At 73.0% G+C, this 26,343-nt stretch carries 24 protein-coding genes; 13 read left to right on the plus strand and 11 right to left on the minus strand.

Annotated elements, in window-relative coordinates; all coding sequences use genetic code 11:
• Positions 1-221 precede the first annotated feature (221 nt).
• The 3 genes from AB0N27_RS01990 to AB0N27_RS02000 all read left to right on the plus strand — a co-directional run bounded on the left by AB0N27_RS01990 (position 222) and on the right by AB0N27_RS02000 (position 2,937).
• Positions 222-440 carry a hypothetical protein gene (locus AB0N27_RS01990; RefSeq protein ID WP_364362541.1) on the plus strand — a complete coding sequence of 73 codons (219 nt, stop codon included), beginning with the start codon at positions 222-224 and terminating at the stop codon, positions 438-440.
• Between the two features lie 116 nt (positions 441-556).
• The gene (locus AB0N27_RS01995; RefSeq protein ID WP_364362542.1) at positions 557-1,816 is read left to right on the plus strand and encodes a M48 family metalloprotease; all 1,260 of its coding nucleotides are present in this window, start codon (positions 557-559) and stop codon (positions 1,814-1,816) included.
• Positions 1,813-2,937, plus strand: coding sequence for a glycosyltransferase family 4 protein (locus AB0N27_RS02000; RefSeq protein WP_364362543.1), 1,125 nt, complete (start codon positions 1,813-1,815; stop codon positions 2,935-2,937). Before AB0N27_RS01995 ends, AB0N27_RS02000 begins: the two co-directional genes overlap by 4 nt.
• A 13-nt stretch (positions 2,938-2,950) precedes the next feature.
• On the opposite strand, the gene AB0N27_RS02005 is transcribed toward AB0N27_RS02000, so the two are convergent.
• The 7 genes from AB0N27_RS02005 to AB0N27_RS02035 form a co-directional block, all read right to left on the minus strand.
• Positions 2,951-3,619, minus strand: coding sequence for a lysophospholipid acyltransferase family protein (locus AB0N27_RS02005; protein WP_364362544.1), 669 nt, complete (start codon positions 3,617-3,619; stop codon positions 2,951-2,953).
• A gap of 12 nt (positions 3,620-3,631) precedes the next feature.
• Positions 3,632-4,216, minus strand: coding sequence for a TetR/AcrR family transcriptional regulator (locus AB0N27_RS02010; protein WP_364362545.1), 585 nt, complete (start codon positions 4,214-4,216; stop codon positions 3,632-3,634).
• Between the two features lie 59 nt (positions 4,217-4,275).
• Entirely contained in the window at positions 4,276-5,934 is a 1,659-nt protein-coding gene (locus tag AB0N27_RS02015; RefSeq protein WP_364365952.1) for a bifunctional diguanylate cyclase/phosphodiesterase, read from the minus strand.
• A gap of 79 nt (positions 5,935-6,013) precedes the next feature.
• Complete coding sequence (locus AB0N27_RS02020; protein WP_364362546.1) at positions 6,014-6,823, minus strand: SAM-dependent methyltransferase; 810 nt, start codon at positions 6,821-6,823, stop codon at positions 6,014-6,016.
• Positions 6,824-7,014: 191 nt separating this feature from the next.
• A complete protein-coding gene (locus AB0N27_RS02025) occupies positions 7,015-7,683 on the minus strand; it encodes a response regulator transcription factor (RefSeq protein WP_007072219.1) in 669 nt (222 codons plus the stop codon).
• A gap of 7 nt (positions 7,684-7,690) precedes the next feature.
• A complete protein-coding gene (locus tag AB0N27_RS02030; protein ID WP_364362547.1) occupies positions 7,691-9,382 on the minus strand; it encodes a GAF domain-containing sensor histidine kinase in 1,692 nt (563 codons plus the stop codon).
• A gap of 14 nt (positions 9,383-9,396) precedes the next feature.
• Positions 9,397-11,205, minus strand: coding sequence for an AMP-dependent synthetase/ligase (locus AB0N27_RS02035; RefSeq protein WP_364362548.1), 1,809 nt, complete (start codon positions 11,203-11,205; stop codon positions 9,397-9,399).
• Between the two features lie 152 nt (positions 11,206-11,357).
• Between AB0N27_RS02035 and AB0N27_RS02040 the strand changes: the two genes are divergently transcribed.
• From AB0N27_RS02040 to AB0N27_RS02065, 6 genes are all read left to right on the plus strand, one after another.
• Positions 11,358-11,813 carry an SRPBCC family protein gene (locus tag AB0N27_RS02040; RefSeq protein WP_364362549.1) on the plus strand — a complete coding sequence of 152 codons (456 nt, stop codon included), beginning with the start codon at positions 11,358-11,360 and terminating at the stop codon, positions 11,811-11,813.
• A 28-nt stretch (positions 11,814-11,841) separates the two neighbouring features.
• Complete coding sequence (locus tag AB0N27_RS02045; protein ID WP_364362550.1) at positions 11,842-12,534, plus strand: hypothetical protein; 693 nt, start codon at positions 11,842-11,844, stop codon at positions 12,532-12,534.
• A 76-nt stretch (positions 12,535-12,610) separates the two neighbouring features.
• Positions 12,611-13,558, plus strand: a complete 948-nt coding sequence (locus AB0N27_RS02050; RefSeq protein WP_364362551.1) for an ROK family glucokinase — start codon at positions 12,611-12,613, stop codon at positions 13,556-13,558.
• An 11-nt stretch (positions 13,559-13,569) separates the two neighbouring features.
• Positions 13,570-14,274: an endonuclease/exonuclease/phosphatase family protein gene (locus tag AB0N27_RS02055; RefSeq protein WP_364362552.1), complete on the plus strand. Its 705-nt coding sequence runs from the start codon at positions 13,570-13,572 to the stop codon at positions 14,272-14,274.
• 114 nt (positions 14,275-14,388) lie between these two features.
• Positions 14,389-15,783 carry an NAD(P)-binding domain-containing protein gene (locus tag AB0N27_RS02060; protein WP_364362553.1) on the plus strand — a complete coding sequence of 465 codons (1,395 nt, stop codon included), beginning with the start codon at positions 14,389-14,391 and terminating at the stop codon, positions 15,781-15,783.
• A gap of 126 nt (positions 15,784-15,909) precedes the next feature.
• On the plus strand, positions 15,910-16,704 hold the full coding sequence (locus tag AB0N27_RS02065) for an alpha/beta fold hydrolase (RefSeq protein WP_364365955.1): 795 nt from the start codon (positions 15,910-15,912) through the stop codon (positions 16,702-16,704).
• A gap of 19 nt (positions 16,705-16,723) precedes the next feature.
• Here the strand turns inward: AB0N27_RS02065 and AB0N27_RS02070 are convergent, their stop codons facing one another.
• Positions 16,724-18,205, minus strand: coding sequence for a trehalose-6-phosphate synthase (locus AB0N27_RS02070; RefSeq protein ID WP_364362554.1), 1,482 nt, complete (start codon positions 18,203-18,205; stop codon positions 16,724-16,726).
• Between the two features lie 159 nt (positions 18,206-18,364).
• Positions 18,365-19,216, minus strand: a complete 852-nt coding sequence (locus AB0N27_RS02075; protein WP_364362555.1) for a DUF308 domain-containing protein — start codon at positions 19,214-19,216, stop codon at positions 18,365-18,367.
• Positions 19,217-19,639: 423 nt separating this feature from the next.
• Between AB0N27_RS02075 and AB0N27_RS02080 the strand changes: the two genes are divergently transcribed.
• Positions 19,640-20,317, plus strand: coding sequence for a lysophospholipid acyltransferase family protein (locus AB0N27_RS02080; protein ID WP_364362556.1), 678 nt, complete (start codon positions 19,640-19,642; stop codon positions 20,315-20,317).
• Positions 20,318-20,323: 6 nt separating this feature from the next.
• On the opposite strand, the gene AB0N27_RS02085 is transcribed toward AB0N27_RS02080, so the two are convergent.
• Entirely contained in the window at positions 20,324-23,848 is a 3,525-nt protein-coding gene (locus tag AB0N27_RS02085) for an adenylate/guanylate cyclase domain-containing protein (protein WP_364362557.1), read from the minus strand.
• Between the two features lie 161 nt (positions 23,849-24,009).
• On the opposite strand from AB0N27_RS02085, the gene AB0N27_RS02090 reads away from it, so the two are divergent.
• Positions 24,010-24,207 (plus strand): hypothetical protein, encoded by a 198-nt coding sequence (locus tag AB0N27_RS02090; protein WP_139584492.1) that lies wholly within the window; start codon positions 24,010-24,012, stop codon positions 24,205-24,207.
• 76 nt (positions 24,208-24,283) lie between these two features.
• Here the strand turns inward: AB0N27_RS02090 and AB0N27_RS02095 are convergent, their stop codons facing one another.
• Complete coding sequence (locus AB0N27_RS02095; protein WP_007463121.1) at positions 24,284-24,976, minus strand: Crp/Fnr family transcriptional regulator; 693 nt, start codon at positions 24,974-24,976, stop codon at positions 24,284-24,286.
• Between the two features lie 261 nt (positions 24,977-25,237).
• On the opposite strand from AB0N27_RS02095, the gene AB0N27_RS02100 reads away from it, so the two are divergent.
• Together AB0N27_RS02100 and AB0N27_RS02105 are read left to right on the plus strand one after the other, a co-directional pair.
• Positions 25,238-25,735: a polyadenylate-specific 3'-exoribonuclease AS gene (locus tag AB0N27_RS02100; RefSeq protein ID WP_354826934.1), complete on the plus strand. Its 498-nt coding sequence runs from the start codon at positions 25,238-25,240 to the stop codon at positions 25,733-25,735.
• A gap of 77 nt (positions 25,736-25,812) precedes the next feature.
• Positions 25,813-26,316, plus strand: a complete 504-nt coding sequence (locus tag AB0N27_RS02105; protein ID WP_364362558.1) for a pyridoxamine 5'-phosphate oxidase family protein — start codon at positions 25,813-25,815, stop codon at positions 26,314-26,316.
• Positions 26,317-26,343 lie beyond the last annotated feature (27 nt).

Here is a 26,343-nt window from a genome sequence, read left to right on the forward strand (position 1 = left end):
CGGTGTGCCGGGGTCGCCGCATGACAGGCGCGAGGGGCCGGCGACGTGGGGTTGCCGGGCGGTCGGGATACCCGATTTCGTTGATCTGGAGTGGATCTCTTCCGCAACGGGCGGTCGGGCGGGGTTTCTGTCGTACCCGGTGGTTAGCGTCGATGTGACCGACGGTGCTCGGGTGGCGACGACAAGCGTCGACCGGGCTCCGCCAACGATCAGGAGGCGTGATGCTCATCGACTGCGACGGGTGCGCGAGGCGGGGTGACGGCTGTTCCGGCTGCCTGCTGGCCGCCCTGTTCGACGACACGTCCCCGGCTGCGGGGCTGGTCGCCGCCGAGGTCCAGGCGATCGAGGTGCTCGCACGTGCCGGCTTCGAGGTGGAGGTGCTTGCCGCGCCCGAGCGACGCGGCGACACCGGCCGCGACGCGGCCCGACGGGTCGCCTGACGCGACACCGCCTCCAGAGAGGGCTTTCCGCGGGCCATAGGATGAGCGGTCACGGCGGGAGGAGCGGGCGGGATGAGCGGGCTACCAAGAGGCGTCGCCGGCACGGCGGTGTCCGCGTGACCCCGCGCGGCTGGGCGTTGCTGACCCTGGCCGGGTTGACCGTCGCGCTGGTGGTGGTCGCCGCGCTGCTCATCCCGTGGCACCGGCCACCCGCGCCCCGGGCCGACCAGCTCGCCGCGCTGCGTGACCTGCCCGCCGAGCAGGTGGCCAGGGGGCGGGAGTTCCGCTCGGCGCTGCGCCCCGGCGCCTACACCGCGCTCGCCGTCGGCCTGCTGATCGCGCTCGCGCTCGGGCTCACCCCGCTGGGCAGCCGCCTGGTCGAGCTGGTGGGCCGACCCTTCGGCGGGCACTGGGCCGCGCAGGCCGTCCTCGGCGGGCTGGCCGTGGTGCTCGTCGCCGACCTGGTCACCCTCCCGTTCGCCGCCTGGCGGCAGAGCGTCCTCACCCGCTACGGGCTGAGCACCAACGGCTGGAGCGGCTGGGCCGTCGACCTGCTCAAGTCGTACGCGGTGAGCGCGGTGATCGGCGCGGTGGCGTTGTTCGGCTTCTACGCGGTCATCCGGCTCGCGCCGCGCTGGTGGTGGGCGTTCGGCGCGGCGGGCGCCGCCCTCCTAGTGGTGCTGCTGTCGTTCGTGCTGCCGGTGCTCGTGGAGCCGGTGTTCAACAGGTTCACGCCGATGGAGCAGGGTCCGCTGCGCACCGAGCTGATGAGCATGGCCGCCCGCGACGGGGTGCCGGTGCGCGACGTGCTCGTCGCCGACGCCTCCCGCCGCACCAGGGCGGTGAACGCGTACGTCTCCGGTCTCGGCCCGACCCGGCGGGTGGTCGTCTACGACACGCTGCTGACCGAGGGGACCCCGGCCGAGGTGACAGCCGTGGTGGCGCACGAGCTGGGGCACGCGAAGGATTCCGACGTGGCCGTCGGCACGCTCACCGGGGCGCTGGGCGCCGCCGCGGCGGTGGTGGCGCTCTACCTGCTCGGCTCGTGGGGGCCGCTGCTGCGGCTGGCCGGCGTCGACTCGGTGGCCCACCCACGCGCGTTCCCGCTGCTGCTCGCCCTCGTCACGGTGGCCGGGCTGGTCGCCGCGCCGGTGCAGGCGCTGATGTCGCGCCGGGTGGAGGCGCGCGCCGACGCGCACGCGCTCGCGCTCACCGGCGACCCGGTGGCCTTCGAGTCGATGCAGCGTCGGCTCGGCTCGGTCAACCTGGGTGACCCCGACCCGCCGCGCTGGGAATACCTCTACTCCGCCTCGCATCCGTCCACCGTGGAGCGGATGGCCGCCGCCCGCGCGTACGCCCGGGAGGCTGGCCGATGAGCCGTACGCTGCTGATCACCAACGACTTCCCGCCCCGGCCCGGGGGCATCCAGTCCTTCGTGCACAACCTCGCCCTGCGCCAGCCGGCCGGTTCGGTTGTCGTGTACGCGTCGAGCTGGCGGGGTGCCGCGAAGTTCGACGCCGACCAGCCGTTCGAGGTGATCCGGGAACGCACCCGGGTGCTGCTGCCGACCCCGCTGATCGCCCGCCGGGCGGCCCGGCTGGCCCGCGCGTACGACTGCGACACGGTGTGGTTCGGCGCGGCGGCACCACTGGGGCTGCTCGCCGCGGGTCTGCGCCGGCGGGCGGGCGTACGCCGGGTGGTGGCGCAGACCCACGGTCACGAGGTCGGCTGGGCGGCGGTGCCGGCGGCCCGGCCGGCGCTGCGCCGCATCGGTAGGGGTGTGGACGTCACGACGTACCTGGGTGAGTACACCCGTACCCGGCTCGCCCGCGTGCTGGACGGGGTGACCGAGCTGCGCCGCCTGGCGCCGGGGGTGGATGTGGACACCTACCACCCCACTGTGGACGGTGAACAGGTCCGGGCCCGGCTGGGGCTCACCGACCGGCCGGTGGTGGTCTGTGTGTCCCGGCTGGTGCCCCGCAAGGGACAGGACATGCTGATCCGGGCGCTTCCGGAGATTCGTCGCCGGGTGCCCGACGCGGCGCTGCTGATCGTCGGCGGTGGCCCGTACCGGGCAACGTTGGAGAAACTGGCCCGGCAGACCGACGTGGAACGCGACGTGGTCTTCACCGGCTCGGTGCCGTCGGCGGAGTTGCCGGCTCACTACGCGGCAGGCGACGTGTACGCCATGCCGTGCCGCACCCGTAACCGGGGCCTCGACGTGGAGGGGCTGGGCATCGTCTACCTGGAGGCGTCCGCCACGGGTCTTCCGGTGGTGGCCGGCGACTCCGGGGGCGCGCCGGACGCGGTCCGCGAGGGCGAGACCGGTTACGTGGTCGGTGGGCGGGACGTCGCCCAGCTCGCCGACCGGGTCGCCCGGCTGCTCGCCGACCGGGACCTGGCCCGTCAGCTGGGTGCGGCGGGCCGGGCCTGGGTGGAGCGGGAGTGGCGCTGGGAGGCGCAGGCGCAGCGGATGGCGGAGCTGCTCGCCGGCTGACCACCTGTCCCGCTCAGGTGGTGCCCACCCGGGGTGGCGCGTAGCGCGGCACGTACTCCTGGCCGGTCAGCCGTTGGATCGCGGCCATGACCTCGTCGGTGACGACCCGGATGTCGCGTGGCCCGTTGATCCGACCGGCGACGGGGATCGGCGGACCGAACCGCAGGGTGACCGGGTGCCGGCGGGGCAGTCGCGCGTCGACGGGCAGCACCTCGGCGGTGCCGAGAACGCCCACCGGGACGATCGGCACCCCGGCGTCGCGGGCCAGCCTGGTCATGCCGGTGCGGCCCCGGTAGAGCCGGCCGTCGGGGGAGCGGGTGCCCTCCGGGTAGATGGCGACCAGACCGCCGCCGCGCAGCACCGGACCGGCGGCGTCGAGGGCCGTGAGGGCGGCCCGTCCGCCGGCGCGCTCGACCCGGATCGCGCCCATGCCGGCGACGATCCCCCGGCTGACCCAGCCGCCCGGTCCCCGCCCGGTGAAGTACTCGGACTTGGCCCAGAAGGTGACGTGTCGCGGTGTCAGGCAGGCGAGGAACACCTCGTCGGCGACGGACAGGTGGTTGCCCGCGAGGATCGCGCCGCCGCGTCGCGGCAGATGCTCCAGCCCTTCCACGCGGGGCCGCCAGCCCGCCCGCAGGACGGTGCCGACTGTCAGTTTGCTGAGGTCGTACAGCAGGGGCACGTGTCCTCCGGTTCAGTGCGGGGCGGGGCCGAGGTGGGCGTCGAGCGTGGCGCGCAGCAGGGCGTCGTCGTCGGTGACGCCGGTGGCCAGCGGCAGGCTGCCCCAGGCCCAGAGTTGGGCGATGCCGTGCAGGTTGGCCCAGAGCGCGCCGGCCAGCACCGAGGCGGGGACGTCGTCGGGCCGGCGTACCTGGGCCACCAGGTCGGCCAGGACGGCGAACAGCGGCAGGCTCGTCTCGCGCAGCCGCAGCCGGCCGCTGTCCAGCAGGTCGTGCCGGAACATCAGCTCGAACATGCCGCGATGCGCCGCCGCGAAGTCCAGGTACGTCCGGGCCAGCGCGGTCAGTTGGGTACGCGGGTCCGGGTCGGCGTCGCGCATCGTCTTCTGGACCCGTGTGGTGAGGTCGGCGAAGCCTTCGCGGGCGATGGCGGAGAGCAGGTCGACGTGGGTGGGGAAGTATCGGCGCGGCGCGCCGTGGGAGACGCCGGCCCGGCGGGCGATCTCCCGCAGCGACACGGCCGACTGACCCTCGCGGAGCACCAGGTCCACCCCGGCGGCAACCAGTCGGGCCCGGACGCCCGCGTCCCCGTCGTTCATAGACACTGTCTACCAGGATGGCGTAGACGGTGTCTACTCCCCGTCCTTCCCCGCGCCGATCAGCGGATGCGGGCCAGGATCCGGTCGGCCGGCGCCGGCTTGCCGAAGTGCCAGCCCTGGGCGGCGTCGCAGCCGATCGCCCGCAGCCGTTCGGCCTGCCCGGCGGTCTCCACACCCTCGGCCGTCACCGTCAGATCCAGGGCGTGCGCCAACGAGACGAGCGAGGCCAGGATCCGCTCGTCGGTACGCCCGACCGCCGGGGACCGCAGCCCGGCCACGAACTCCCCGGCCACCTTCAACTCGGTCACCGGAAGGTCCCGCAGGTACGCCAGATTGCTGTAGCCGGTGCCGAAGTCGTCGATGGCGATCCGCACACCGAGGTCGGCGAGCACCCGCAGGGCGCGTACCGGCTCCTCGGCGGTGCTCATCATCGTGCTCTCGGTGATCTCCAGCTGGAGCCGTTCCGGCGGCAACCCGGTCTGCCGCAGCAGGGCGAGCACGTCCTGCACGAGACCGGGCCGGTGCACCTGCCGGACTGCCAGGTTGACGCTCACGAACGGCGCCTGGACCCCGCCGGCCGACCACGCCTCCGCCTCCCGGCACGCCTCGGCCAGCACCCACCCGCCCAACTGCACGATCAGGCCGGTCTCCTCCGCCAGCCCGATGAAGCTGTCCGGACGCAGCACACCCAGCTCCGGGTGGCGCCACCGCACCAGCGCCTCCACACCCAGCAGCCGGCCGTCGCGCAGCGACGTCAGCGGCTGGTAGTCGAGATAGAACTCGCCCCGCTCCAGAGCGGCGGGAATCGCCGCGGAGAGCGCGTACCGGGCCAGCTCCCGCCGGCTGCGTTCGGCGTCGTAGAGCGCCCAACGGTCCCCGCCGGCCGACTTCGCCCAGTGCAGGGTCGCGTCGGCCGCCCGCATCAGATCAGTGGGATTGGCGCCGGCCACCTGCCGCTCGACGATGCCGATGCTCGCCGAGACCTGCAACTCGTGCCCGTCCACGAGCGCCGGGGTGCGCACCGCGGCCAGCGCCGTCTCGGCCACCTTCACCATGTCGTCGGTGCCGCCGGTCTGTTCGACGAGGATGACGAACTCGTCGCCGCCCAGCCGGGCCACCAGATGCTCGCCCAGGTCCTGGCACAGCCGCTCGGCCACCATGGTCAACAGTCGGTCGCCCACCTGGTGGCCCAGGGTGTCGTTGACGACCTTGAACCGGTCCAGGTCGAGGAAGCACACCCCGACCCGCTGCGCGCCCCGACCCGGCTCGTTGAGGGCGGCGGCCAGCCGCTCGGTGAACAGCGTCCGGTTGGGCAGGCCGGTGAGCGGGTCGTGCGTCGCCTGGTGCCGGAACCGCGCCTCGCTGGCCCGCAGGGCCCGCTCCGCCTGCGTACGCGCCATCATGGCGGCCCGACGGATCGACTCCTGCTCGTCGAGCGTCCGGTCGCGAAGCGCGCGGGCGTAACCCGTCGCCACGGCGGCCAGCAGCCGGGCCATCCGGTCCTCGACGTCCTCGGCCACCAGGCCCAGGTCGCGTACCAGCCGGAGCTGGATCACCTCGACGGTACGGCCCAACCCCTCCGCCGAGGCGATGTGCGCGGCGACCAGCTCGGCGCCGACCCGGTGCCCGGCGCGCAGGTCGAACGGCTCGGCGAGCAACGCGCCTGCCAACTGGCCGGTGAGCCGGTGCAGCAGCGCCTCGAGCTGCGCCTGCGTCATCGGCAGGTAGCTGGTGCCGGAGACGGCTTTCGCCCAGGCCCGCGCGAACGTGCTCGGACGGGACGCCGCCTCGGGCGATTCAGCCACCGAGTCGCCCGACGCCGCCCATGAAGACCGCGCGCTCGGCGTCCTCCGCGCTGTCCGGAGTGTCCGGTCGCCACTGCGGCACCCACACCACACCCGGGTCGAGCAGCTCGAACCCGTCGAACAACGCGGTCAGCTCGGCCCGGCTGCGGACCCAGAGGGGACTGTCGGTACGCCTGTAGACGCGTTCCGCCTCGGCCCGCTCGTCCGCTCTGTGCCCGTCGTCGCTGGCCTGCGACAACACCAGGTAGCTGCCGGGGGCCAGGGCGTCGCGCAGGGTCGCCAGCAGCTCCGCCGGCCGGTCGTCGTCGGGGACGAAGTGCAGCACCGCCACGATCATCACGGCCACCGGCTGGCTCAGGTCGAGCAGCTTGCGCACGTCCGGGTGGCTCAGGATGGCCTCCGGGTGCCGCAGGTCCTCCTGGACGACCACGGCCAGGTCGTTGCCGGACAGGATCTCCCGGCTGTGCGCCACCGCCACCGGGTCGACGTCCACATAGACCACCCGCGACGCCGGGTCGATCCGTTGGGCGATCTCGTGCACGTTGCCGACAGTGGGGATGCCCGAGCCGATGTCCAGGAACTGCCGGATCCCGGCCTCGGCCAGGTGGTGCACCGCCCGGCGCAGGAACGCGCGATTGGCCTGAGCCATCAGCGGCGCCTCCGGCACCGCGGCCACCATCGCCTGCGCCGCGGCCCGGTCGGCCGCGAAGTTGTGCGAGCCGCCGAGGTAGTAGTCGTACATCCGCGCGACGCTCGGGCGCTCGATGTCGATGGTGTCGGGCGCCCAGTCCGGCCGCTGCATGCGCTCACCCCTTCCGAGTCGGCGTCGTGGGCATCGTCGCCCGCGCGGGTATTGTGCCCCCGACACGCCCGCCAGACCATAGCCTGCCGCCAGGTCTCCCGCCGACGTCGGTCGATATGCGAAAGTCCGCGCCGGCGGTGAGGCTGGCGCGGACTTCGGTCGCGGTGTCCCGCTCGACGAGCGGGGGCGGGTCAGAACTTCGGGGCGTCCGGCGCTTCGAGAAGGCCGAGCCGCAGCGCCGTCATCAGCGCCTGAGCCCGGTTGGCCGCTCCGAGCTTCTCGTAGAGCTTGGAGATGTGGGTCTTGGCCGTGGACTCGCTGACGAACAGCTGCTTGGCGATGCCCGCCACGCTCATGCCGTCGGCGAGCAGCCGCAGCACCTGCCCCTCGCGGGGGGAGAGCTGCGGACCGGACGGGGCGAGGCGACGCTTCATCGCCTCGGCCAGGTCGGCGGCCGTGAACGCGCTGGGGGAGGAGGCGGCGTGCCGGGCGGCGGCCACCACCTCGTCGGCCGGGGCGGTCTTCGGTACGAAGGCGCTCGCACCGGCCTCCAGGGCGCCGAAGAGCTGGTCGTCGCCTGCGTACATGGTCAGCACCACGATGCCCATGGACGCGCTGGACTTGCGCAGCGCGCGGGTGGCCTCCAGGCCGCTGCCGTCGGGCAGGCGCAGATCCATGATCACCACGTCCGGCTGCAGCGCGCCGGCCTGACGTACACCCTCTGCCGCCGTGGCGGCCTCACCGACGACCTCGAACTGCCTGTCGCGCTCGAACGCGTGCCGCAGGCCCTTGCGAATCAGGTCGTGATCGTCGACAAGGAGGACCTTGGTGCGGGTGGCCGGTGTCGGACTTGTGGTCATCCTCGGGTTACTCCCCTTCTGGTGCTGCGCTGTCGCGCACGTTATCTCGCCGGGACGAGGTGCCGAGAACCACCGCCACGGTCGTGCCGCTGGGTTGCCGCGGCCTGATCTCCAACCGGCCCCGGATACGTTCCGCCCTCTCGGCCATGATCGCAAGACCGTACCGTCCGTCGGGGCGCTGGTCAGCCATCCCCTGACCGTCATCCGACACTTCTATTTGCGCATACGGGGGGTCCACCTCACACGTGACCCACAGATTGGACGCGCCGGCGTGCTTGCGCGCGTTGGTGACCGCCTCCTGTGCGATGCGCAGCAACTCGGCCTCGGTGGCCGCCGGCAGCCGCGCCGTGGACTCGTCGAGCGACAGGTGCACGCGCAGCCCGCCGGAGGCGCCCACCGTGCGCGCGTACTCGGCGATCGCGGCGGCCAGCCCGCCCTGCCGGTCCACCTCGCTGCGCAGCTCGAAGAGGCTCAACCGCAGCTCGGTGATCACGCGGGTCACCTCGCCGCGCAGCGTCCGCAGCGCCTCGGCGGTCTCGTCGGCGTCGTCGAAGACGGTGGCCAGGGCGTTGTCGATGCCGTAGCCGACCATCACCAGCTCCTGCGCCACCCCGTCGTGGATCTCCCGGGCCAGCCGCTGCCGCTCCTCGTTGGTGGCCAGCGAGCGGACCTCGTCGAAGAGCAGCGCCGCCTCCAGCCGCAGCGCGGCCGGCCGGGTCAGCGCGGTCACCCGGTCCACCACCGGCGGCGGGTACGCCTGCGCGACGTCCGCCTCCAGCACCACAAGCCCGACCGTGCGGACGCCGGCGACCAGCGGCACGATCAGCGCGGACACGTCCCCGCCGCGGTGCGTCCGGGACTGCGACCGGGCGGCGGTGGTGGCCTGCTGGCTGGCCCAGGCGTCGGCGATCGCCGAGTCCGCGTCGACTGTCGTCTCCCAGTCCACCCGGTCGACACCGGCCTGGGCGAGCACCACGAGCCGGCCGCCCCCACTGGCCGACAGCACCGCGCCCCGGTCGGCCCGGGCCACCGTGCGCAGCTCCTCGATCAGGTGCTCGGAGATACCGCCCGGGTCCAGGGTGGCGCCGGGCAGTTGCCGGGCCACCGTGCGCAGCTGGGTCAACAGCCGGGTCGCCTCGGCGTACGGCTGGGGCTTGCCCTCGCCGCGTACCGCCATCACCCGGTGCAGGGTGCCGGCGGCGTACAGCCCCAGGGCGGCCAGGATCAGCCACTGCGCGCACACCGCCAGGTAGCCCGGCTGGCCGAGCTGGCGCCCCCCGCCGACCTCGGTCAGCGCGCCGCTGACCAGCAGGGTGGCGGCGGTGACGGCGAGCAGGGCGGCGCCCTCGGAGAAGCGGCGGCGCAGCGCGGTGACTGTCACCGGGACCGCCAGGTACGGCAGCACGGCCGACGCGCCCAGGCCGGCGACCGCGCCCCCGATCGCCGCGTCCGCGGCGACCTGGCTCGCGGCCAGCCCCAGCACCACGACCTCGGCAACCCGGCTCAGCGGGCCGATCAGCCGGTGCTGCGGGGCGAGCAGCGACGGCAGCCCGGCGACGGCCAGCAGCGCGATCCACCACAGCTGGGCGACGTCGCGGGTGGCGAACAGGGTCAGGACGGCGACCAGCGCCAGCATCACCAGGCGGGCGGCCGCGGCGAGGGGATGCGGGTGCGGTGCGGCGGATGTCGATGCGGGCACGTGACGGATGGTAGTCAGCCTTGGTAGATGTCGGCGATTTCCGCCGCGTACGTCTTGTGGACGACCTGCCGCTTGACCTTGAGCGACGGGGTCAGCTCGCCGGTGCTCTCGGTGAAGTCGCGGGGCAGGATCCGGAACACCTTGATCGCCTCGGCCTTGGAGACGGCCCGGTTCGCGGCGTCGACCGCGGACTGGATCTCCGCGCGTAGACCCTCGTGCTCCCGCAGCTGCTCGACAGTGGTGTCGGCGGGCAGCCCGGCGCCGGCCAGCCAGGCGGGCAGCGCCTCCTCGTCGAGGGTGACGAGCGCCGCGATGAACGGCTGCCGGTCGCCGACGACGACGCACTGGCTGATCAGCGGGTGCGCCCTGACCTGGTCCTCCAGCACCGCCGGGGCGACGTTCTTGCCGCCGGAGGTCACGATCAGCTCCTTCTTGCGGCCGGTGATGCTCAGGTACCCGTCGTTGTCGAGCTGGCCCAGGTCGCCGGTGCGGAACCAGCCGTCGGCGCTGAGCGTCTCGGCGGTCGCCTCGTCGTTGTGCCAGTAGCCCTGGAAGATCAGCTCTCCGGAGATCAGGATCTCGCCGTCGTCGTCGATCCGCACTGTCACGCCGGGCAGCGGGCGGCCGACGGTGCCGATCCGGGTGCCGGTGGGCAGGTTCGCCGCGGCGGCGGGCGAGGTCTCGGTGAGGCCGTAGCCCTCCAGGATCGGCACGCCGATGCCCCGGAAGAAGTGGCCGAGCCGGGCGCCGAGCGGCGCGCCGCCGGAGATCGCGTCGCGGCACCGTCCGCCGAGCGCCGCGCGCAGCTTGCGGTACACCAGCCGGTCGAAGACCGCGTGCTGCGCCCGCAACGCCAGGCCCGGCCCGCCCGGCGTCTCCAGCGCCTCGCTGTACGAGATGGCGACCTGCTCGGCCCGGGCGAAGATGCGGCCCTTGCCGTCTGCCTCGGCCTTCTGCTTGGCCGCGTTGTAGACCTTCTCGAACACCCGGGGTACGGAGAGCACGAACGTCGGCCGGAACTCCTGGAGCTCGGCGACGAGGTTCTTGGGGTCGGCGCAGTGCGCCATGGTGGCCCGGGCCTGCACCACGCCGATCTGGATGAGCCGGGCGAAGGCGTGCGCCAGGGGCAGGAAGAGCAGGGTGCTCGCGCCGGCGTTGAACAGGTTCGGAAGCACCGGCACCGCGTTGGCGATGTCGGCGTACATGTTGCGGTGGGTGAGCACGCAGCCCTTGGGCCGGCCGGTGGTGCCGCTGGTGTAGATGATGGTGGCGACGTCGCCGGAGCGGACCCCCCTGCGGCGCTGCTCGACCTCGACCAGCTCGACCGAGGCGCCGGCGGTGACCAGGTCGTCGACCCCGCCGAGCTCGATCTGCCAGAGGTGCTTCAGCTCGGGCAGCCGGTCGCGCACATCGGCGATCAGCTCGGCGTGCCTGTCGGTCTCCACCATGACGGCGACCGCGCCGGAGTCGGCGAGGATCCACGCGGCCTGCTCGGCGCTGGACGTCTCGTAGATCGGCACGGTGATCGCGCCTGTCGTCCAGATGGCGTAGTCCAGCAGGGTCCACTCGTAGCGGGTGCGGCTCATCAACCCGACCCGGTCACCCGGCTGGACGCCGGAGGCGATCAGCCCGCGTGCCACAGCCACGACCTCGTCGCGGAACTGCAGGCAGGTCACCTCTGCCCAGGTCGTGCCGTCGGCGGTGCGGGTGCGGCGGGCGAACTGGACCGTGTCCGGTGCGACCTCGGCGTTTTCCCAGACCGGATCGGTGAGGTTGGCCGCGTCGCCAACGGTGACGATCGGCGGAACGGAGAACTCGCGCACCTGCACTCCTTCGTGCTCGCACTGGTCAGACCGGTCGCCACCACGGCGTCCGTCCCGTCGAAACCTACCCGGCGGGTGGTTACGGTGCCGTAGGCAGGGCGCGGCGGGGGCGGCGCGCCGCGGGGGCGGCACCCGCCGGGTAGCCTCCCCCCATGGCGGACTCCTCCACCCAGTCGATCATCATCGGCGCGTCACCGGACCTGGTGGCGGCGGTCATCTGCGACTTCCCGCGCTACCCGGAGTGGACCGAGGCGGTGCGCCGGGTCGAGGTCGTCGAGGAGTACGAGGACGGTTACGCCAGCCAGGTGCGGTTCACCATCGACGCCGGGGTGATGGCCGACGAGTACGTCCTGGCCTACGAGTACGCCGAGGACCTGTCGCGGATCGAGTGGCACCTGGTCGCGCCGTCGAAGATGCAGAAGAGCCAGCGCGGTTCGTACGACCTGGTGGCTAACCCGGACGCCAGCACCACTGTGACGTACACCCTCGAGGTCGAACTGTCGGTGGGCATGCTCGGCATGTTCCGGCGCAAGGCCGAAAAAATGATCATGGACACCGCGTTGAAGCAGCTCAAGCGCCGGGTAGAAGCATCCGGTGCGGCGCAGTGACGCGTCCGGCAGGGCGGAGGAGCCGAGATTGAGCGGCACAGATCCGGGCTCGGCCCGGCACGAGGCGGAGCGGCTTGTCGCCACCCTGCTCGCGGGGGCGCGACTGGCCGCCGCCGGGTCGGCGGGTGGCGCGTCCGGCCCGCTCGGTGGCCTGCTGGCGGGTGTCCTCGGTCACAGCCAGACCCCCGCCGAACGGCCCGGTGGGACCGGAGGTTTCGCCACCGGTTCACCCGAATGCTGCGTCTGTCCGGTCTGTCGGGGCATCGCCGCGTTGCGGGATCCGAGTCCGGAATTCGCCGAACGGCTCGCCACCGGCGCCGGTGACCTCGCGGCAGGTGTGGCCAGCCTGCTGCGGGCGTTCTCCCCGCCGGAGCCGCCCCCGGCGCACACCTCCGACTCCGCCGCGCCGGCCGCGCCCACACCCGCTCCGACCAGCGACGGCGAGGCCCCGCGGCCCGCGCCGACCGACCGGCTGTCCGACGCCGGCGACGACCACGTGTGGCGCGATGCCACCCGCACCGGGCATGATTCTCAGCCGGCGCCGGAACGGGATGTCTGGTCGGCCGCCACCCGGACGGCGGACCCACTCGCCCCGCCCACCGCACCACCCGTCGACGACGCCGGGGCGGTGGCCGCACCGGTGCCGACCAACCGACCCGTGGTGCCCGCGTCGCGGGTGCCCGACGACGCCGGCGCGGACGCACCGGGCGACGAGGCCTGACCGCGGGACATCCCGACCCGGACCGACGTTTCGTCGGCGCGCGGGCCGGACAGCACAGCAGAGGGGAGCGGCAGCGGTGACGCTGACCATCGGAGTCGACGTCGGAGGCACGAAGGTGGCCGGCGGTGTCGTGGACGACACCGGCGCGGTACTCGTGCAGACCCGACGGGACACTCCCGCCGATGACGTCGGCAAGACCCGCGACGTCATCATCGATCTGGTCGGCGAACTCGCTGCCGGGCGGACGATCGAGGCCGTCGGGATCGGCGCGGCCGGCTGGATCGACGCCACCCGGTCCACCGTGCTCTTCGCCCCGAACCTCGCCTGGCGCGACGAGCCGCTGCGCGAGTACGTCAGCGCCGCGGTGGGTCTGCCGGTCATCGTCGAGAACGACGCGAACGTCGCAGCCTGGGCGGAGTTCCGCTACGGCGCGGCCCGCGACGCCGACGACTCCATGATCATGTTCACCATCGGCACCGGCGTCGGCGGCGGCATCGTCCTCGGTGGCGAGCTGATGCGCGGCGCGCACGGCGTCGCCGCGGAGCTGGGTCACATGCTTGCCGTGCCGGACGGGCACCAGTGCGGCTGCGGACGGCTGGGCTGCATCGAGCAGTACGCCAGCGGCAGCGCCCTGGTCCGTTTCGCCCGCGCCGGCGCCCGACAGGAACCGAACCGGGCGACCGCGCTGCTGGAGCTGGCAGGTGGCGAGGCCGAGGCGATCACCGGTCACATGGTGACCGCCGCCGCGCAGGACGGCGACCCGATCTCCGCCGAGGCGTTCGCGCAGATCGGCAGGTGGTTGGGCACCAGCCTCGCCGACATGGCGCAGATCCTCGACCCGCAGACCCTGGTGGTCGGCGGCGGTGTGGTCGAGGCCGGCGACCTGCTGCTCGGCCCGACCCGCCGTTCGTACCTCGACGCGCTCGCGCAGCGCGGCCGCCTGCCGGTGGCCGAGGTGCTCCCCGCCGAGCTGGGCAACAGCGCCGGGGTGATCGGCGCCGCCGACCTGGCCCGCCGGATCTGAGGCGGGGACCGATGGGCGAGGCTGCCGGCGTACCACTGCGCGTGGTGTCGTACAACATTCACAGCCAGCGCGACGACACGGCCGCGCTGGCGGCGGTGGTCCGGGCCGCGCGCCCGGACGTGGTGATCGTGCAGGAGGGGCCGCGCCGGTTCCGGTGGCGGCAGAAGTCCGCCACGCTTGCCGAGTCGTTCGGCCTGGTGGTGGCCGCAGGTGGGCTGCCCGCGCTGGGCAACCTGCTGCTGACCAGCCTGCGCGTCCAGGTGACGGGCACCAGGTGCCAGCGCTTCCCGCTGACTCCCGGCCGGCACCTGCGGGGCGCCGCGTACGCCGACTGCCGGGTCGCCGGCGCCCGGTTCACCCTCGCCGGCTCGCACCTGTCCACCGACCCGGCGGAGCGCCCCGCGCAGGCCGCCGAGTTCAAGCGCGGGCTGGACGCGGCGACCAGCCCGGTGCTCGCCGGCGCCGACCTCAACGAGGGCCCGGACGGTCCGGCGTGGGCCGCCGTGGCGCGCGGGCTCACCGACGCCGCGGTGGCGGCCGACGCGGCGGACCGGCTCACCTACTCCTGCGCCGACCCGCGTCGGCGCATCGATGCGCTCTTCGTCGACCCGCGGATCACAGTTGTCGACTACGACGTGGTGGACACCCCGCAGACCCGCCGGGCCAGCGACCACTTCCCGGTCCTGGTCGACCTGCTGCTGCCCACCACCGGCTGACCCCCACCGGCCGGGACCCGCCGATCGGTCCGCGCCGGCGCTGGACATCCGGCTCCGATGTGGAGAGGATTTCGCGGCGACCGGCACGCGTGCCGTACAAAAGGAGATGTCCCGGTGTCCACCTCCACCGACCACGGCCGGCCCGATCCGTCCGCGCAGGGCCGCGACGCCGCCCCCGTCTCCGACCGGGGCGACACGGTCTGCGTCATCGGGGCCGGGGCCAGCGGCCTGACGGCCATCAAGAATCTGCGCGAGCACGGGTTCGGCGTGGACTGCTACGAGCGGGAGACCGGCGTCGGCGGCGCCTGGAACTGGCGCCACGACCGCAGCCCGGTGTACGCCAGCACCCACCTGCTGTCGTCGAAGCCGTTCACCCAGTTCCCCGACTTCCCGATGCCGGACTCGTGGCCGGACTACCCGCACCACAGTCAGCTGCTCTCCTACTTCGAGCGGTACGCCGACCACTTCGACCTGCGGTCGCACATCTGGTTCGGCACCGAGGTGGTCCGGGTCGAACCCGCCGAGGGGGACCGCTGGGACGTCACGACCCGCTCCACCGGCGGGTACGGTCCGGAGCGCACCTCCCGGTACGCCGCCGTGCTGATCGCCAACGGCCACAACTGGTCGCCGAAACTGCCCCGCTACGAGGGCCTCGAAGAGTTCCGTGGCGAGATCATGCACGCCTCGTCCTACAAGGACCCGGCGCAGCTGCGCGGCAAGCGGGTGCTGGTGGTCGGTGCCGGCAACACCGGCTGCGACATCGCCGTCGAGGCCGCCCAGCAGGCGTCGCGCTGCTGGCACTCCAGCCGGCGCGGCTACTGGTACGCCCCGAAGTACGTGTTCGGCCGCCCGGCCGACCAGGTGAACGACTCGCTGCTGGCCCTGCGGGTGCCGTTGCGCCTGCGGCAGTGGCTCTACCACTGGACGCTGCGCCTGACCGTCGGTGACCTGACCCGTTTCGGCCTGCCCAAGCCCGACCACCGGGTGTACGAGACGCACCCCATTGCGAACAGCCAGCTCGTCTACTACGTGGGCCACGGCGCCATCGGCCCGGTGCCGGACATCGCCCGGTTCCACACGTACGCGGTGGAGCTGACCGACGGGCGTGAGATCGACCCCGAGGTGGTCATCTTCGCCACCGGGTACCTGCCGCGGTTCGAGTTCCTCGACGCGTCGGTGTTCGCCGACAGCGCCGGCGCGGGTCGGCCCACGCTGTGGCTCAACGCGTTCACCCCGGGCCATCCGACGTTGGCGGTGGCCGGTCTGTTGCAGCCGGACTCCGGGATGTTCACCCTTGCGCACTGGCAGACGGTGCTCTTCGCGCGTGTGTTGCAGGCCCGCCGGGACCGCCCGGAGCGTGCCGCGGCGTTCGCGCAGCGGGTGCGGGAGCGGGCCGGCGAGCGGTACTCCGGTCAGGTCAAGGAGAGCAGCCGGCACTGGTTCGAGGTCGGCCACGCCGACTATCTGCGCGCTGTCCAGCGCGCCCTGCACGACCTGGAGGCCAAGTGAGCGCGAGGAGTGAGCTTGCGAGCCCCGCAGTCGCGAACGAAAGGTCGCACAGGTGAGCGCGAGGAGTGAGCTTGCGAGCCCCGCAGTCGCGAACGAAAGGTCGCACAGGTGAGTGAGCTGCGGATCATGCGGGGGCGGGAGTGGGCCCGACCGGTCCGGCCGGCGCGTCGTGAGGTGCTGAGCGCCGTACCGGAGGTGGAGCAGGGGCGGCCGCCGCTGCTGTTCGTTCCCGGGTTCGGGCACGGCGCGTGGGCGTTCGCCGAGCACTGGTTGGGGCACGCGGCGTCGCGGGGCTTCCCGGCGTACGCGATGAGTCTGCGCGGGCACGGTGCCAGCGAGCCGGCGCCGGAGGCGACGTTGCGGGCGTACGCCCACGACGTGGTCCAGGTGGCGGCGGGCCTGCCGCGGCAGGCGGTGCTTGTGGGGCACGGCGCCGGGGCGCTTGTCGTGGCGCACGCGTTGGCGCGTTACCCGGCGCGGGACGCGGTGCTTGTGGCACCGGTCTTCGGTGGCTGGGGGGTGCTGGGGGCGGCGCTGCGCCGCAATCCGGCCGGGACGCTGCCTGCGGTGTTCGGTGGGCCGCTGCGCCTCAGCCGGGGGCAGTTGTTCAGCCGGGAGCTGCCCGACGAGGAGGCCCGGCGGTATGTCGGTCGGCTCGGTCGGGCCGGTCGGCGGGCGCAGTGGGCCCTGCTGGGCGAGCCGGCGGCCGAACCGGCAGTGGGCGCGCCGCCGGTGCTGGTGATGGGCAGCCCGGACGACCGGGTGGTGCCGGCGTCGACGTTGACCCGGGTGGCCCGCAGGTACGGTTCGGCGCCGCTGCTCTTCCCCGGTATGGGGCACGACCTGATGCTTGACGCGCGGTGGGTGGAGCCGATCGACGCGATCCTGGACTGGTTGGAGAAGGAACCCGCCGCGCACTGAGCTGGCGGCCGACGGCCGGTCAGCCGCCGCTGTGGTGTGCGGCCGGGGTGGCCCGGGTCGCCGGGCGGGGCACCCGGACCGCGTCGTCGGTGCTGGTCAGGAGGCTGACCAGGGCGCCGGTCTCGTCGAGCGCGCCGAGGTAGGAGCGCGCCCAGGCCCGGATGTCGTGTTCGTGCAGGTGGGCGCGCATCGCCCGCATCCGTTCGGTGACGTCGGCCGGGCTGGCCCGCAGCGCAGCGCGCAGGCCCTGCTTGAGCCCCTCCAGGTCGTGCGGGTTGACCAGGTACGCCTGCGACAGTTCCGCGGCTGTGCCGGCGAACTCGCTGAGCAGCAGCGCACCGTCGTCGTCCACCCGGGCGGCGACGTACTCCTTGGCGACCAGGTTCATCCCGTCGCGCAGTGGGGTCACCGCCATCACGTCGGCGACCCGGTAGAGCGCGGCCAGCTCGGCCCGGTCGAAGGGCTGGGTGAGGTAGTGGATGGCGGGTTCGCCGACCCGGCCGAACTCGCCGTTGATCCGGCCGACCTCACGCTCGATCCGTTCGCGCAGGATCTGGTACTGGCCGACGCGTTCCCGGCTCGGCATGGCCACCTGCACGAGCACGGTGTCGCGGACCTTGACGTCGCCGCTGGCCAGCAGTTCGCTGTACGCCTTGAGTCGCTGCTCGATGCCCTTGGTGTAGTCCATCCGGTCGACGCTGAGGATGACCTGTCGGGGGTCGCCGAGGTCCTGGCGGAGTCGGCGGGCCCGGGCGGTGACGTCGGGGCGGGAGGCGAGCGCGGCCATCTCGGCGGTGTCGATGGAGACGGGGAACGCGCCGATGCGCACCACCCGGTCGTCGATGCCGATCCGCCGGTCGGTGGCCGGCAGCTCCAAGACCCTCGTCACGAGCTGGGCGAAGTTGTGCGCCGCCTGGATCCGCTGGAAGCCGACGAGGTCGGCGCCGAGCATCCCGCGCAGCAGTTCGGCGCGCCGGGGCAGCTGCATGAACAGCTCCGGGGGTGGGAACGGCACGTGCAGGAAGAACCCGATGCGCAGATCCGGCCGGAGCGCGCGGAGCTGGCCGGGGACCAGATGCAGGTGGTAGTCCTGTACCCAGACGACGGCACCCTGCTCGGCCACCTCGGCTGTTGCCTCGGCGAAGCGCTGGTTGACCCGCTGGTACGCCTCCCACCACCGGCGGTGGTGCTGCGGTTGTTCGACGGAGTCGTGGTAGAGGGGCCAGAGGGTGGCGTTGGCGAATCCCTCGTAGTGGTCGCGGAGGTCGTCCTGGCTGAGCGCGACGGCGTGCATGCGGACGCCGTCCACGTCGGGCAGGGTGGGGGCGGGCCCGGTGCCGCCGGCCCAGCCGACCCAGGTCGCCGGGGTGTGCTTCAGCAGTGGGTGCAGCGCGCTGACCAGGCCCCCTGGACTGCGTCGCCACTCGCAGGCCCCGTCGGGCGCCTGGTTGTCGTCGATGGGGAGGCGGTTGGCCACCACCACGAGGGAACTCTGTCGCATCTCGGGCATTCCGATCAGCAGAGGACTGACCGCCACGAGCAGGAGAAAACCGGTCAGTCAGCGGGGGAAGTGACGTACAGCGGTATTCCTACTGACAGTAAGTTACACCACTGTTACGCGCCGGGCGGGGCGGCGTCGTCCCGCGATGCGGGCCGGAGGTCAGACGACGGCGCCGTTGTCCGGGTCGTCGTCTTCCTCGTCGCCGGGGCGCAGACGCCAGATCAGCGTGACGAAACCGGCAAGGATGCCGGTGAACCCGAACAGGGTGACCGCCGAACGGTCCACCGGGACCAGGGACGGGAAGAGGAAGAGCACGAACCCGACCACCACCGCGAGGATGCCCACCACCGCGTACTTCGAGATCCGGGGCAGCGGCGGTGGGGGTGGCGGGTGGTAGCCCTCGTCGTCCTCGTCGTCGGGCAGGTCCGCACCGAACGTGTCCAACCCGTCGAGCAGCGACGGCTCGTCCGGACGGGCGCCCCGTCCGACCGAGATGCCGGAGATGTCGGTGGCGGACGGCAGCCGCCGGACGTCGGTGGCAGTCGGGCCGGGCTCGTCGACGCCGGAGCGGGCCAGGGGGCCGGCCGCCGGCTTGTCCCGGGTGTCCGGTTCATCCACGTTTTCCGAGGCCGGCCACGGGTGCTCGCCGACCGTCGACGTGGTGTGGAAGCCCGCCACGATCCGCGCCCACTCGGCGTCGATGTCCGGTTCGTCATGCGCTGGAGGCTGCTCCGGGGACGTCTCGTCGGCGAGCTGGGTCAGATAGTCCCGTGCCGTGGTCAGGTGCGAACGGTCGACGTACAGCCGGTCGACCGGACGGGCCGGAACGGTGGTGGTGCGGGTGACCGGGTTGAGGTCGGCCGAGGGTTGCAGGTACGCGGCGATGCCACCGGCGGCCAGCACGTCGAGCAGGTGCTCGCCGACGCGCGGATCGACGTCGCCGACGACGGCGTACTCGCTCGCGTCGAGCCCGTTGTCCCGCCGTCCCCGGCGGGCCCCACCCGCTGACACCCGGACATCCTCCTCAACGCGCCGTGCGGCGCGGCCACCCTGCCCCCTCGACGCCCGTACGCACGCCGTGCTCTGAATCGTGACACGTCAGGGGTCGGTTCCGGGAGTGCGTTGTGTCGCGTCTTCCAAAGTCACGGCTGCCATCGCAGGTCGCGGCGGTGCTCCGATGTCCGTTCTTGCGCGACACGTGCGATCTCGATGATCGTCAGGCGGCGGGTCCGCCAGGGGTCGGGGTGGCCGGTTCGCGGCGGCCAGATGGTCCCGGTGTCCCCCCTCGCCGCCGCCTCGCGGCCGGGGTCGCCCGCGCGGCGGTGGTGAGCCTCCGTCCGTTGTGGTGAGAGCGCTCGCTTCGTAGGCTCGTCGGCGACGGCGGCGCTCCCGGGCACGGCGCCGTCGCGGGGCACACCACGGGAAAGGACGCCGGTGCTCTACTGGCTGCTGAAGTACGTTCTCCTCGGTCCGCTGCTCAAGCTGATCTTCCGCCCGCAGGTGGAGGGCCTGCGTCACGTGCCGGCGACCGGCCCGGTGATCCTGGCCAGCAACCACCTCTCCTTCTCCGACTCGATCTTCACACCGTTGATCATTTCGCGGAGGGTCACCTTCGTGGCCAAGGCCGAGTACTTCACCGGCAAGGGCATCAAGGGCTGGCTGACCAGGATGTTCTTCGTCGGCACCGGCACCGTTCCGGTGGACCGCTCAGGTGGCCGGGCAGCCCGCGCCGCGCTGGACACCCAGTTGCGGGTGCTGCGCGCCGGGGGAGTGGCAGGCATCTACCCCGAGGGCACCCGATCCCCCGACGGGCGGCTCTACCGGGGCAAGACCGGGGTGGCCCGGCTCGCCCTGGAGAGCGGTGCCGTGGTGGTGCCGGTGGCGATGCTCAACGCCGACGAGATCCAGCCGCCCGGCAAGCTCATCCCCAGGATCGACCGGGTCCGGATCCGCTTCGGCACGCCGCTGGACTTCTCCCGCTACGCGGGCATGGCCGGCGACCGGTTCGTCGAACGGGCGGTCACCGACGAGATCATGTACGAGTTGATGGAGCTGTCCGGCCGCGAGTACGTCGACGTCTACGCGCAGAAGCTCAAACTGGTGGCCGCCTGAGCCGGCTCAGCAGGCCACGGCCGGTCCGGCCGGGCTGATCGGCCGCCCCGCGAGCGCCAGCAGGCCGGGAGCGTCGTTGCGCAGCGCGAAGGTGCGGACCTCGGCGCGCGGCGCCCGGGCTGCCGCCGGGTCACCGGCACGGGTCAGCTCGGCCGCCGCCAGCGCCAGCGCCAGCACCCGGTCACTGACGTCCGGGATCCGCCCGTACGTCTCGGCGGCGGCCAGGTGCAGCTCGGCCGAGCGCCGGTGGTCGCCGTCGGCCGCGGCCAGCGCCGCCGTCACGGTCCGCAACGCCGCCTCCGACCAGGGCGTGCGATGCCCGACCCGGCCCAGCATCGCCCGGACCCGCACCGCCGTGTCCCGGCCGGCAAGCGCGGCGGCGTACGCGGCTGCCGCGATCCACTCCCCGCTGGCCAGGGCCGGCACCTCCGACCAGGACCTGTCCAACTCGTCGATCAGCTCCGCCGCCTCGTCGGCGCGACCCTGCAACGCCCGGCACAGGGCGGCCATGCCCACCATCGTCCAGCGCAGCCGGTGGAACCCGCTGCGCCGCGCGGTGTCCAGGGCGTCGCCCAGGTCGTCCGGGTCGTCGTCGTCACGCAGCACCAGCAGGCAGCAGCGCAGGCCCCGCACCTGCATGTCCCAACTGCCGGTGGGCGTGTCCACGAACGCCTCGGCGGCGGTGAGCAGCCGCCCGAAGTCGCCCTCGAACCAGGCGCGCATCGCCTCCGCCGAGTAGCTGGTGGTCAACGTCTGGCCGCTGGCCGTCCGCGCCGGCGCGGCCGAGAGCAGGGCGTCCGAGCGCAGCCAGTCGCCCTCCTCCCGGATCGCCCAGGCGAGGTTCTGGGTGGCGCGGGGCAGCGCCAGCAACTGACCGGCCCGGCTGAACTCCACTATCGCGTGCAGCTCGTCCAGGCCGACCCGGTCCCCGGCCTGGTAGCGGGCGGTCGCGGCGGTGATCCGGGCGTTGGTGCGGGTCTCGGTCAGGCCCAGCCGCTCGGCGATCTCCGCGGCGATCTCCGCCGCCGCGACTGCCGCGTCCCGCTCGTAGTTGAGCATGTGCAGCCGGCCCAGCTCCGCGTAGGCGTCCGCCTTCTGCGGGGTGTCCGGCAGCGACTCGAACAACTGCACGGCCCGGTCCAGGCAGACCAGGGCGTCGGCCCGGTCGGCGCGCAGCCAGGCGGCCTGGCCGAGGAGCGTCCACGCTCGGGCCGCGCACGCGTCGTCGCCGTGCGCCGACAGCCGCCCGGCCAGCGCGTGCACCTGCTCCGGCCCGCCACCGGAGAGGAACGCGTTGCCGTCGCGGTAGAACGAGATCTCGGTGCTCAGCAACTCCAGTTGGAGGCGGCCGACCGGGTCGCTGTCGTCGGCCAGGCCGAGCGCCCGGCCCGCGTGGGCGGCCGCCGCGTCCAGCCCGTGCAGGGCGTACGCCCGGCGGGCCGCGCGGTGCAGCGCCTGCCGGGCCGGCGCCGCGTACCGGCGGACCTCCATGCCGAGGGAGCGGGCGATCTCGTGCGCCGCCCAGCGGTGGTGCGCGAGCACCTCGGCCAGGTCGGTGTCCCGGCTGTGCGACAACGCGTCGAGCCAGTCCGCGGCCCGTTCGTGCCGGGCCACCCGCTCGGTACGCGGAAGCCGCTGATAGCAGACGTCGCGCACGAGCACGTGCCGGAACCGGAACTCCGCCTGCCCGGCCATCGTGGAGGCAGCCTGCTCGTGCACGAAGTCACGCTGCTCCAGCCGGCGCAGCGAGCGCTCGACCGACTCGACCTGCTGGCCGAGGGCGGCGGCCACCGCGCCCGGCCAGAACTGCACTCCGACCACCGAGGCGGCCAGCAGCACGGCGCGGTCCTTCGCGTCGAGCAGGTCCACCCGGTTGGCGATCACGGCGTGCACGCTCTCCGGCATGGTCAGTTCGAGGTGCTTGTCCAGTGACCAGCCCCGCCCGGACTGGCGCAGCGCGCCCTGCTCGATGAGCATCCGGACGTACTCGTGGGCGTAGAGGGGGTTGCCTCCGGCCACCTCGATCAGCGGGCTCAGCATGTCGGCGGAGAACGCCGCCTGGCCGAACAGGTGCGCGTACAGCGCGGCGATCCCGGTGTCCCGCAGCGGCGGCAGGGTGATGGTCACCGAGCCGGTGATGGTGCCGGCCCAGCTCGGGTCGCGGTCGACAAGCTCCGGACGGGCGGTGCACAGCAGCAGCAACGGCACCTCGCGGGCCGCCGACCCGAGCAGCTCCACGAAGCGCAGCATGGCGTCGTCGGCCCAGTGCAGGTCCTCGAAGACCAGCACGGTGGGGCGGCGGGCGGCCAGCGCCAGCAGGAAACGCCGCCACGCCGACTCCGCCTCCTCGGCGGGCAGCGGCGTGCCGGGCAACCCGACCAGTGGGCGCAGCGCGTCGACGACCCGGTCCCGTTCGCCAGGACCGATCAGCTCGGCGACGGCGGCGGCCAGCCGCTGCGCCGCGCTGGCCGCCGGGTCCGTGTCCAGGATGCCGGCCTCGGACTTCACGATGTCGGCAAGCGCGGCGTACGTGACGTTCTCCCCGAACGGCGGGCAGCGCCCGATCCGCCAGGTCAGCGGCTCGTCGACCAGCCGGCCGGTGTGCCGGTACAACTCGCGCAGCAGGCGGCTCTTGCCGATGCCGGCCCGACCGAAGATCGTCACCACCTGCGGCAGCCGGTCCCGCAGAGACCGGTGCAGGGCGTTGACCAGCATGCCCAGCTCGTGCTCCCGGTCCACGAGCGGCGTGGTGTCCGGTTCCCGGTCGGTGGGCTGGCGCCGCAGCGGGGACAGGGCGAGCCACACCTCGGTCGGCGAGGACCGGCCACGCAGGGTGACCGGTGGCTGCTCCTCGTACCGGACCGCGTCCTTGGTCAACGCGTGCGTGGTGCCGCACACCAGCACCCCGCCCGGCGGTGCGACGGACTGCATCCGGGAGGCGGTGTTCACCACGTCCCCGGCCACGATCGCCTGCCCGCCGTCGCGGGCGGCTGCCACGTCGACGAGCGCCTCACCGGTGGCCACCCCCACCCGGAACCGCAGCTCGGTGCTGCCGGTCGGCGCGAACCGGGTGAGCACCCGTTGCAGCTCCAGGCCGGCCCGTACGCAGCGCAGCGCGTCCGTCTCGGTGGCGATCGGCGCGCCGAAGAGCGCCATCACCGCGTCGCCGATGTACTTCTCCACCACCCCGCCGTACTGGCCGACGACCCGGCGGGCGGCGGAGAAGAACCCGGTCTGCATGCCGCGCACCTGCTCCGGGTCGGCCCGCTCGACGTACGGCGTGAAGTCGATCAGGTCGACGAACAGGACGCTCACCCGGCGGCGGTCCTCCTGCGGGGTGACCGCGGCGGGCCGGTCCGCGCCCGGCCGGGGTGAGCCGCACGAGGTGCAGAACGTGACGTCGGAGGCGAGCGGACGCAGGCAGTGCGGGCAGACCGCACCCAGTTCGGCGCCGCAGCCACCGCAGAAGCGGTCGCCGTCGGCGGCCGTCCTTCCACAGCGCTCACACTGAGCGGCGATGACACCCTCCACTGGCGGAACCGGTCGACGCCCACAACGTCGCCTGGTAGGAGTATCACCGTCGGCGACCCTGTCAGGTACCGGCCTGTTGGCTTGTGGACAGTCCATCAGGGCAGATGCGGACTACATTCAGTCAGCCACATGTCGATCAGCGACCAGAGGGGGACAGGTCAATGGTGTACGTCAAGCTGGAGAGCGACTGGACCGACGGCAACGGGGTCAGCCACTCCGCGGGCGAGTCGGTGGACGTCGACGCCGCCACGCTCGCCACGCTCCAGGCCGAGGGCATCGTCAGCGAGCAGTCCCACGGCCCGGGCGGCGACGGCAAGGGCCCGGACAAGTGGGCCGGCCCGGGCAGTTCCGGGGTCTGATCCCGCGCTCAGTGACGCGTCGACGCGGCCGGGTCGCCCACGGGTGACCCGGCCGCGTCGTGCGCGTACCCGTGGATCAGCGGTCGTTCATGCCGGCGCGTCGGCGCAGCGCGGCCACGTCGGTCACCACGATCCGGCGGCCCTCGGTGCGCAGCCAGCCCCGGCTGGCGAACGACCCGATCGCCTGGTTGACGCTCTGCCGGGAACCGCCGGCCATCTCGGCCAACTGGCTCTGGTTGAGCTCGATCGTGATCATCGGGGCCTGGCTCTCGCCAGCCAACCGGACAAGCGTCTTGGCCACCCGGCCGGGCAGGTCGAGGAAGACGTGGTCGGCGTTCTGCTCGGTGAGCCGGCGGATCAGCCCACCCAGCGAGCGCATCACCGCGTCCAGGATGCGGGGGTTGGAGTGCACCAGTTCCATGAACGCCCCCCGGGAGAGCGCGAGCGCCGCGCAGTCCTCGATGGCCTCGGCCGAGGCGGACCGGGTGGACGCGTCGAGCAGGGAGACCTCGCCGAGCACGTCGGGCGGACGGATAACCGACAGCACGGCCCGTTCGCCGGTCGGCGCGGTCCGGAAGACGGCGACCGCGCCGCGGCGCAGCACGATCAGCGACTCGCCCGGGTCGTTCTCGACGAAGAGCAGTTGGCCCTTGCGGTAGGTGCGCGGAACGGCGGCGGCGATGACACGCTGGCGCACCTCGGGCTCCAGCCCGGCGAACATCTCGACACCCGTGAGCGCGTCACCCGGCTCCGGCAGGCGCATCTCCACGGTCCAACCCCTCCCCGGTCATGGACCACAAACTCGCTCACCGGGTGAACCTGATGGCCCTGACAAGGTGAACTGACACCGGTTCGGCGTCCGGTAGCGGTACACATCAGATCATGACGGTCCGGTCGCTTGCTGTACACCCCTCGAAGCACTTCCGTGACCGTCGCCAGCTGCGGCGTACCCCCTCGTCGCCGGCTTCCGGCGGCCACCGGTCGCCCCCCGCCGGGCACCGCCGCGAGCCGGTGGGCGAGGATGGCCGGAATGGTCTACCGCTACTTCTACGACTGCGAGTTCATCGAGGACGGCCGGCTCGTCGACCTCGTGTCGATAGGTGTCGTCGACGAGTACGGCCGCGAGTTCTACGCGGTCTCCACCGAGTACGACGATTCCCGCGCCGTGCCCTGGGTGCGGCGCAACGTGCTGGACAAGCTGCCCTCGCCTGCCGACCGGGCCTGGCGCTCGCGTGAGCGCATCCGCGACGACCTGTACGACTTCCTCATGGAGCCGATCCGGGACCGGCCGGGGGAGCAGTTGGAGTTGTGGGCCTGGTACGCCGCGTACGACCACGTGGTGCTCGCCCAGCTCTGGGGTGCGATGCCGGCGCTGCCCCGGGAGATCCCCCGGTTCACCAAGGAGTTGCGGCAGCTCTGGGACGACCGTGGCCGGCCGACCCTGCCGGACGCCGACGCGGCCCGGCACGACGCCCTGGTCGACGCCCGGCACAACCTGGCCCGCTGGCGGGCGATGACGTCCCGCTGACAGTCGTCGTACCTTTGCAGGTTTGACCGGTTCTGTCCCGGGCATCGGTTCGACCAGTCGAGCCGAGGGAGACTGCCATGAGCAAGGAACCGACCAGCGCCACCGAGGCCCGCGCCCGGGTCACCGAGCTGGTCCGGGACGCGCGGATCTGCATGTTCACCACCATCGCCCTGGACGGGCGGCAGGTGAGCCGGCCGATGGGGCTTCAGGAGGCCGAGTTCGACGGGGACCTCTGGTTCTTCGCCTCCGCCGACTCGGCCAAGGTCCGCCAGATCCGGGTGAATCCGGAGGTCAACGTCTCGTTCTCGGACCAGAAGCACAACGTCTGGGTTTCCGTCTCCGGCACCGCCAGGGACGAGTTCGACAGGGCTCGCGCCGAGCGGCTGTGGAACCCGCTGCTCAAGACGTGGTTCCCGGACGGGCTGGACACCCCCGGCCTGACCTTGATCAAGGTGCACGCCAGCTCCGCCGAGTACTGGGACTCGCCGAGCAGCAGCGTGGTCAACCTGCTGGGGTTCGCCAGGGCCGCCGTCACCGGCCAGCCGCCGGAGGTCGGCGAGAACCACGAGGTGAGCTACTGACCTGCAGCCGTCCCGGGGCGCGCTGTC

This window comes from Micromonospora sp. NPDC093244 (assembly GCF_040683695.1).
In the GTDB taxonomy this organism is placed as follows: Bacteria; Actinomycetota; Actinomycetes; order Mycobacteriales; family Micromonosporaceae; genus Micromonospora.

Bases quoted from the DNA above. Each gene is read 5' to 3' on its own strand.
- AB0N27_RS01990 (WP_364362541.1), top strand. From the start codon at position 222: ATGCTCATCGACTGCGACGGGTGCGCGAGGCGGGGTGACGGCTGTTCC.
- AB0N27_RS02000 (WP_364362543.1), top strand. From the start codon at position 1,813: ATGAGCCGTACGCTGCTGATCACCAACGACTTCCCGCCCCGGCCCGGG.
- AB0N27_RS02010 (WP_364362545.1), bottom strand. From the start codon at position 4,216: ATGAACGACGGGGACGCGGGCGTCCGGGCCCGACTGGTTGCCGCCGGG.
- AB0N27_RS02015 (WP_364365952.1), bottom strand. From the start codon at position 5,934: ATGACGCAGGCGCAGCTCGAGGCGCTGCTGCACCGGCTCACCGGCCAG.
- AB0N27_RS02020 (WP_364362546.1), bottom strand. From the start codon at position 6,823: ATGCAGCGGCCGGACTGGGCGCCCGACACCATCGACATCGAGCGCCCG.
- AB0N27_RS02025 (WP_007072219.1), bottom strand. From the start codon at position 7,683: ATGACCACAAGTCCGACACCGGCCACCCGCACCAAGGTCCTCCTTGTC.
- AB0N27_RS02040 (WP_364362549.1), top strand. From the start codon at position 11,358: ATGGCGGACTCCTCCACCCAGTCGATCATCATCGGCGCGTCACCGGAC.
- AB0N27_RS02055 (WP_364362552.1), top strand. From the start codon at position 13,570: ATGGGCGAGGCTGCCGGCGTACCACTGCGCGTGGTGTCGTACAACATT.
- AB0N27_RS02065 (WP_364365955.1), top strand. From the start codon at position 15,910: ATGCGGGGGCGGGAGTGGGCCCGACCGGTCCGGCCGGCGCGTCGTGAG.
- AB0N27_RS02070 (WP_364362554.1), bottom strand. From the start codon at position 18,205: ATGCGACAGAGTTCCCTCGTGGTGGTGGCCAACCGCCTCCCCATCGAC.
- AB0N27_RS02090 (WP_139584492.1), top strand. From the start codon at position 24,010: ATGGTGTACGTCAAGCTGGAGAGCGACTGGACCGACGGCAACGGGGTC.
- AB0N27_RS02100 (WP_354826934.1), top strand. From the start codon at position 25,238: ATGGTCTACCGCTACTTCTACGACTGCGAGTTCATCGAGGACGGCCGG.
- AB0N27_RS02105 (WP_364362558.1), top strand. From the start codon at position 25,813: ATGAGCAAGGAACCGACCAGCGCCACCGAGGCCCGCGCCCGGGTCACC.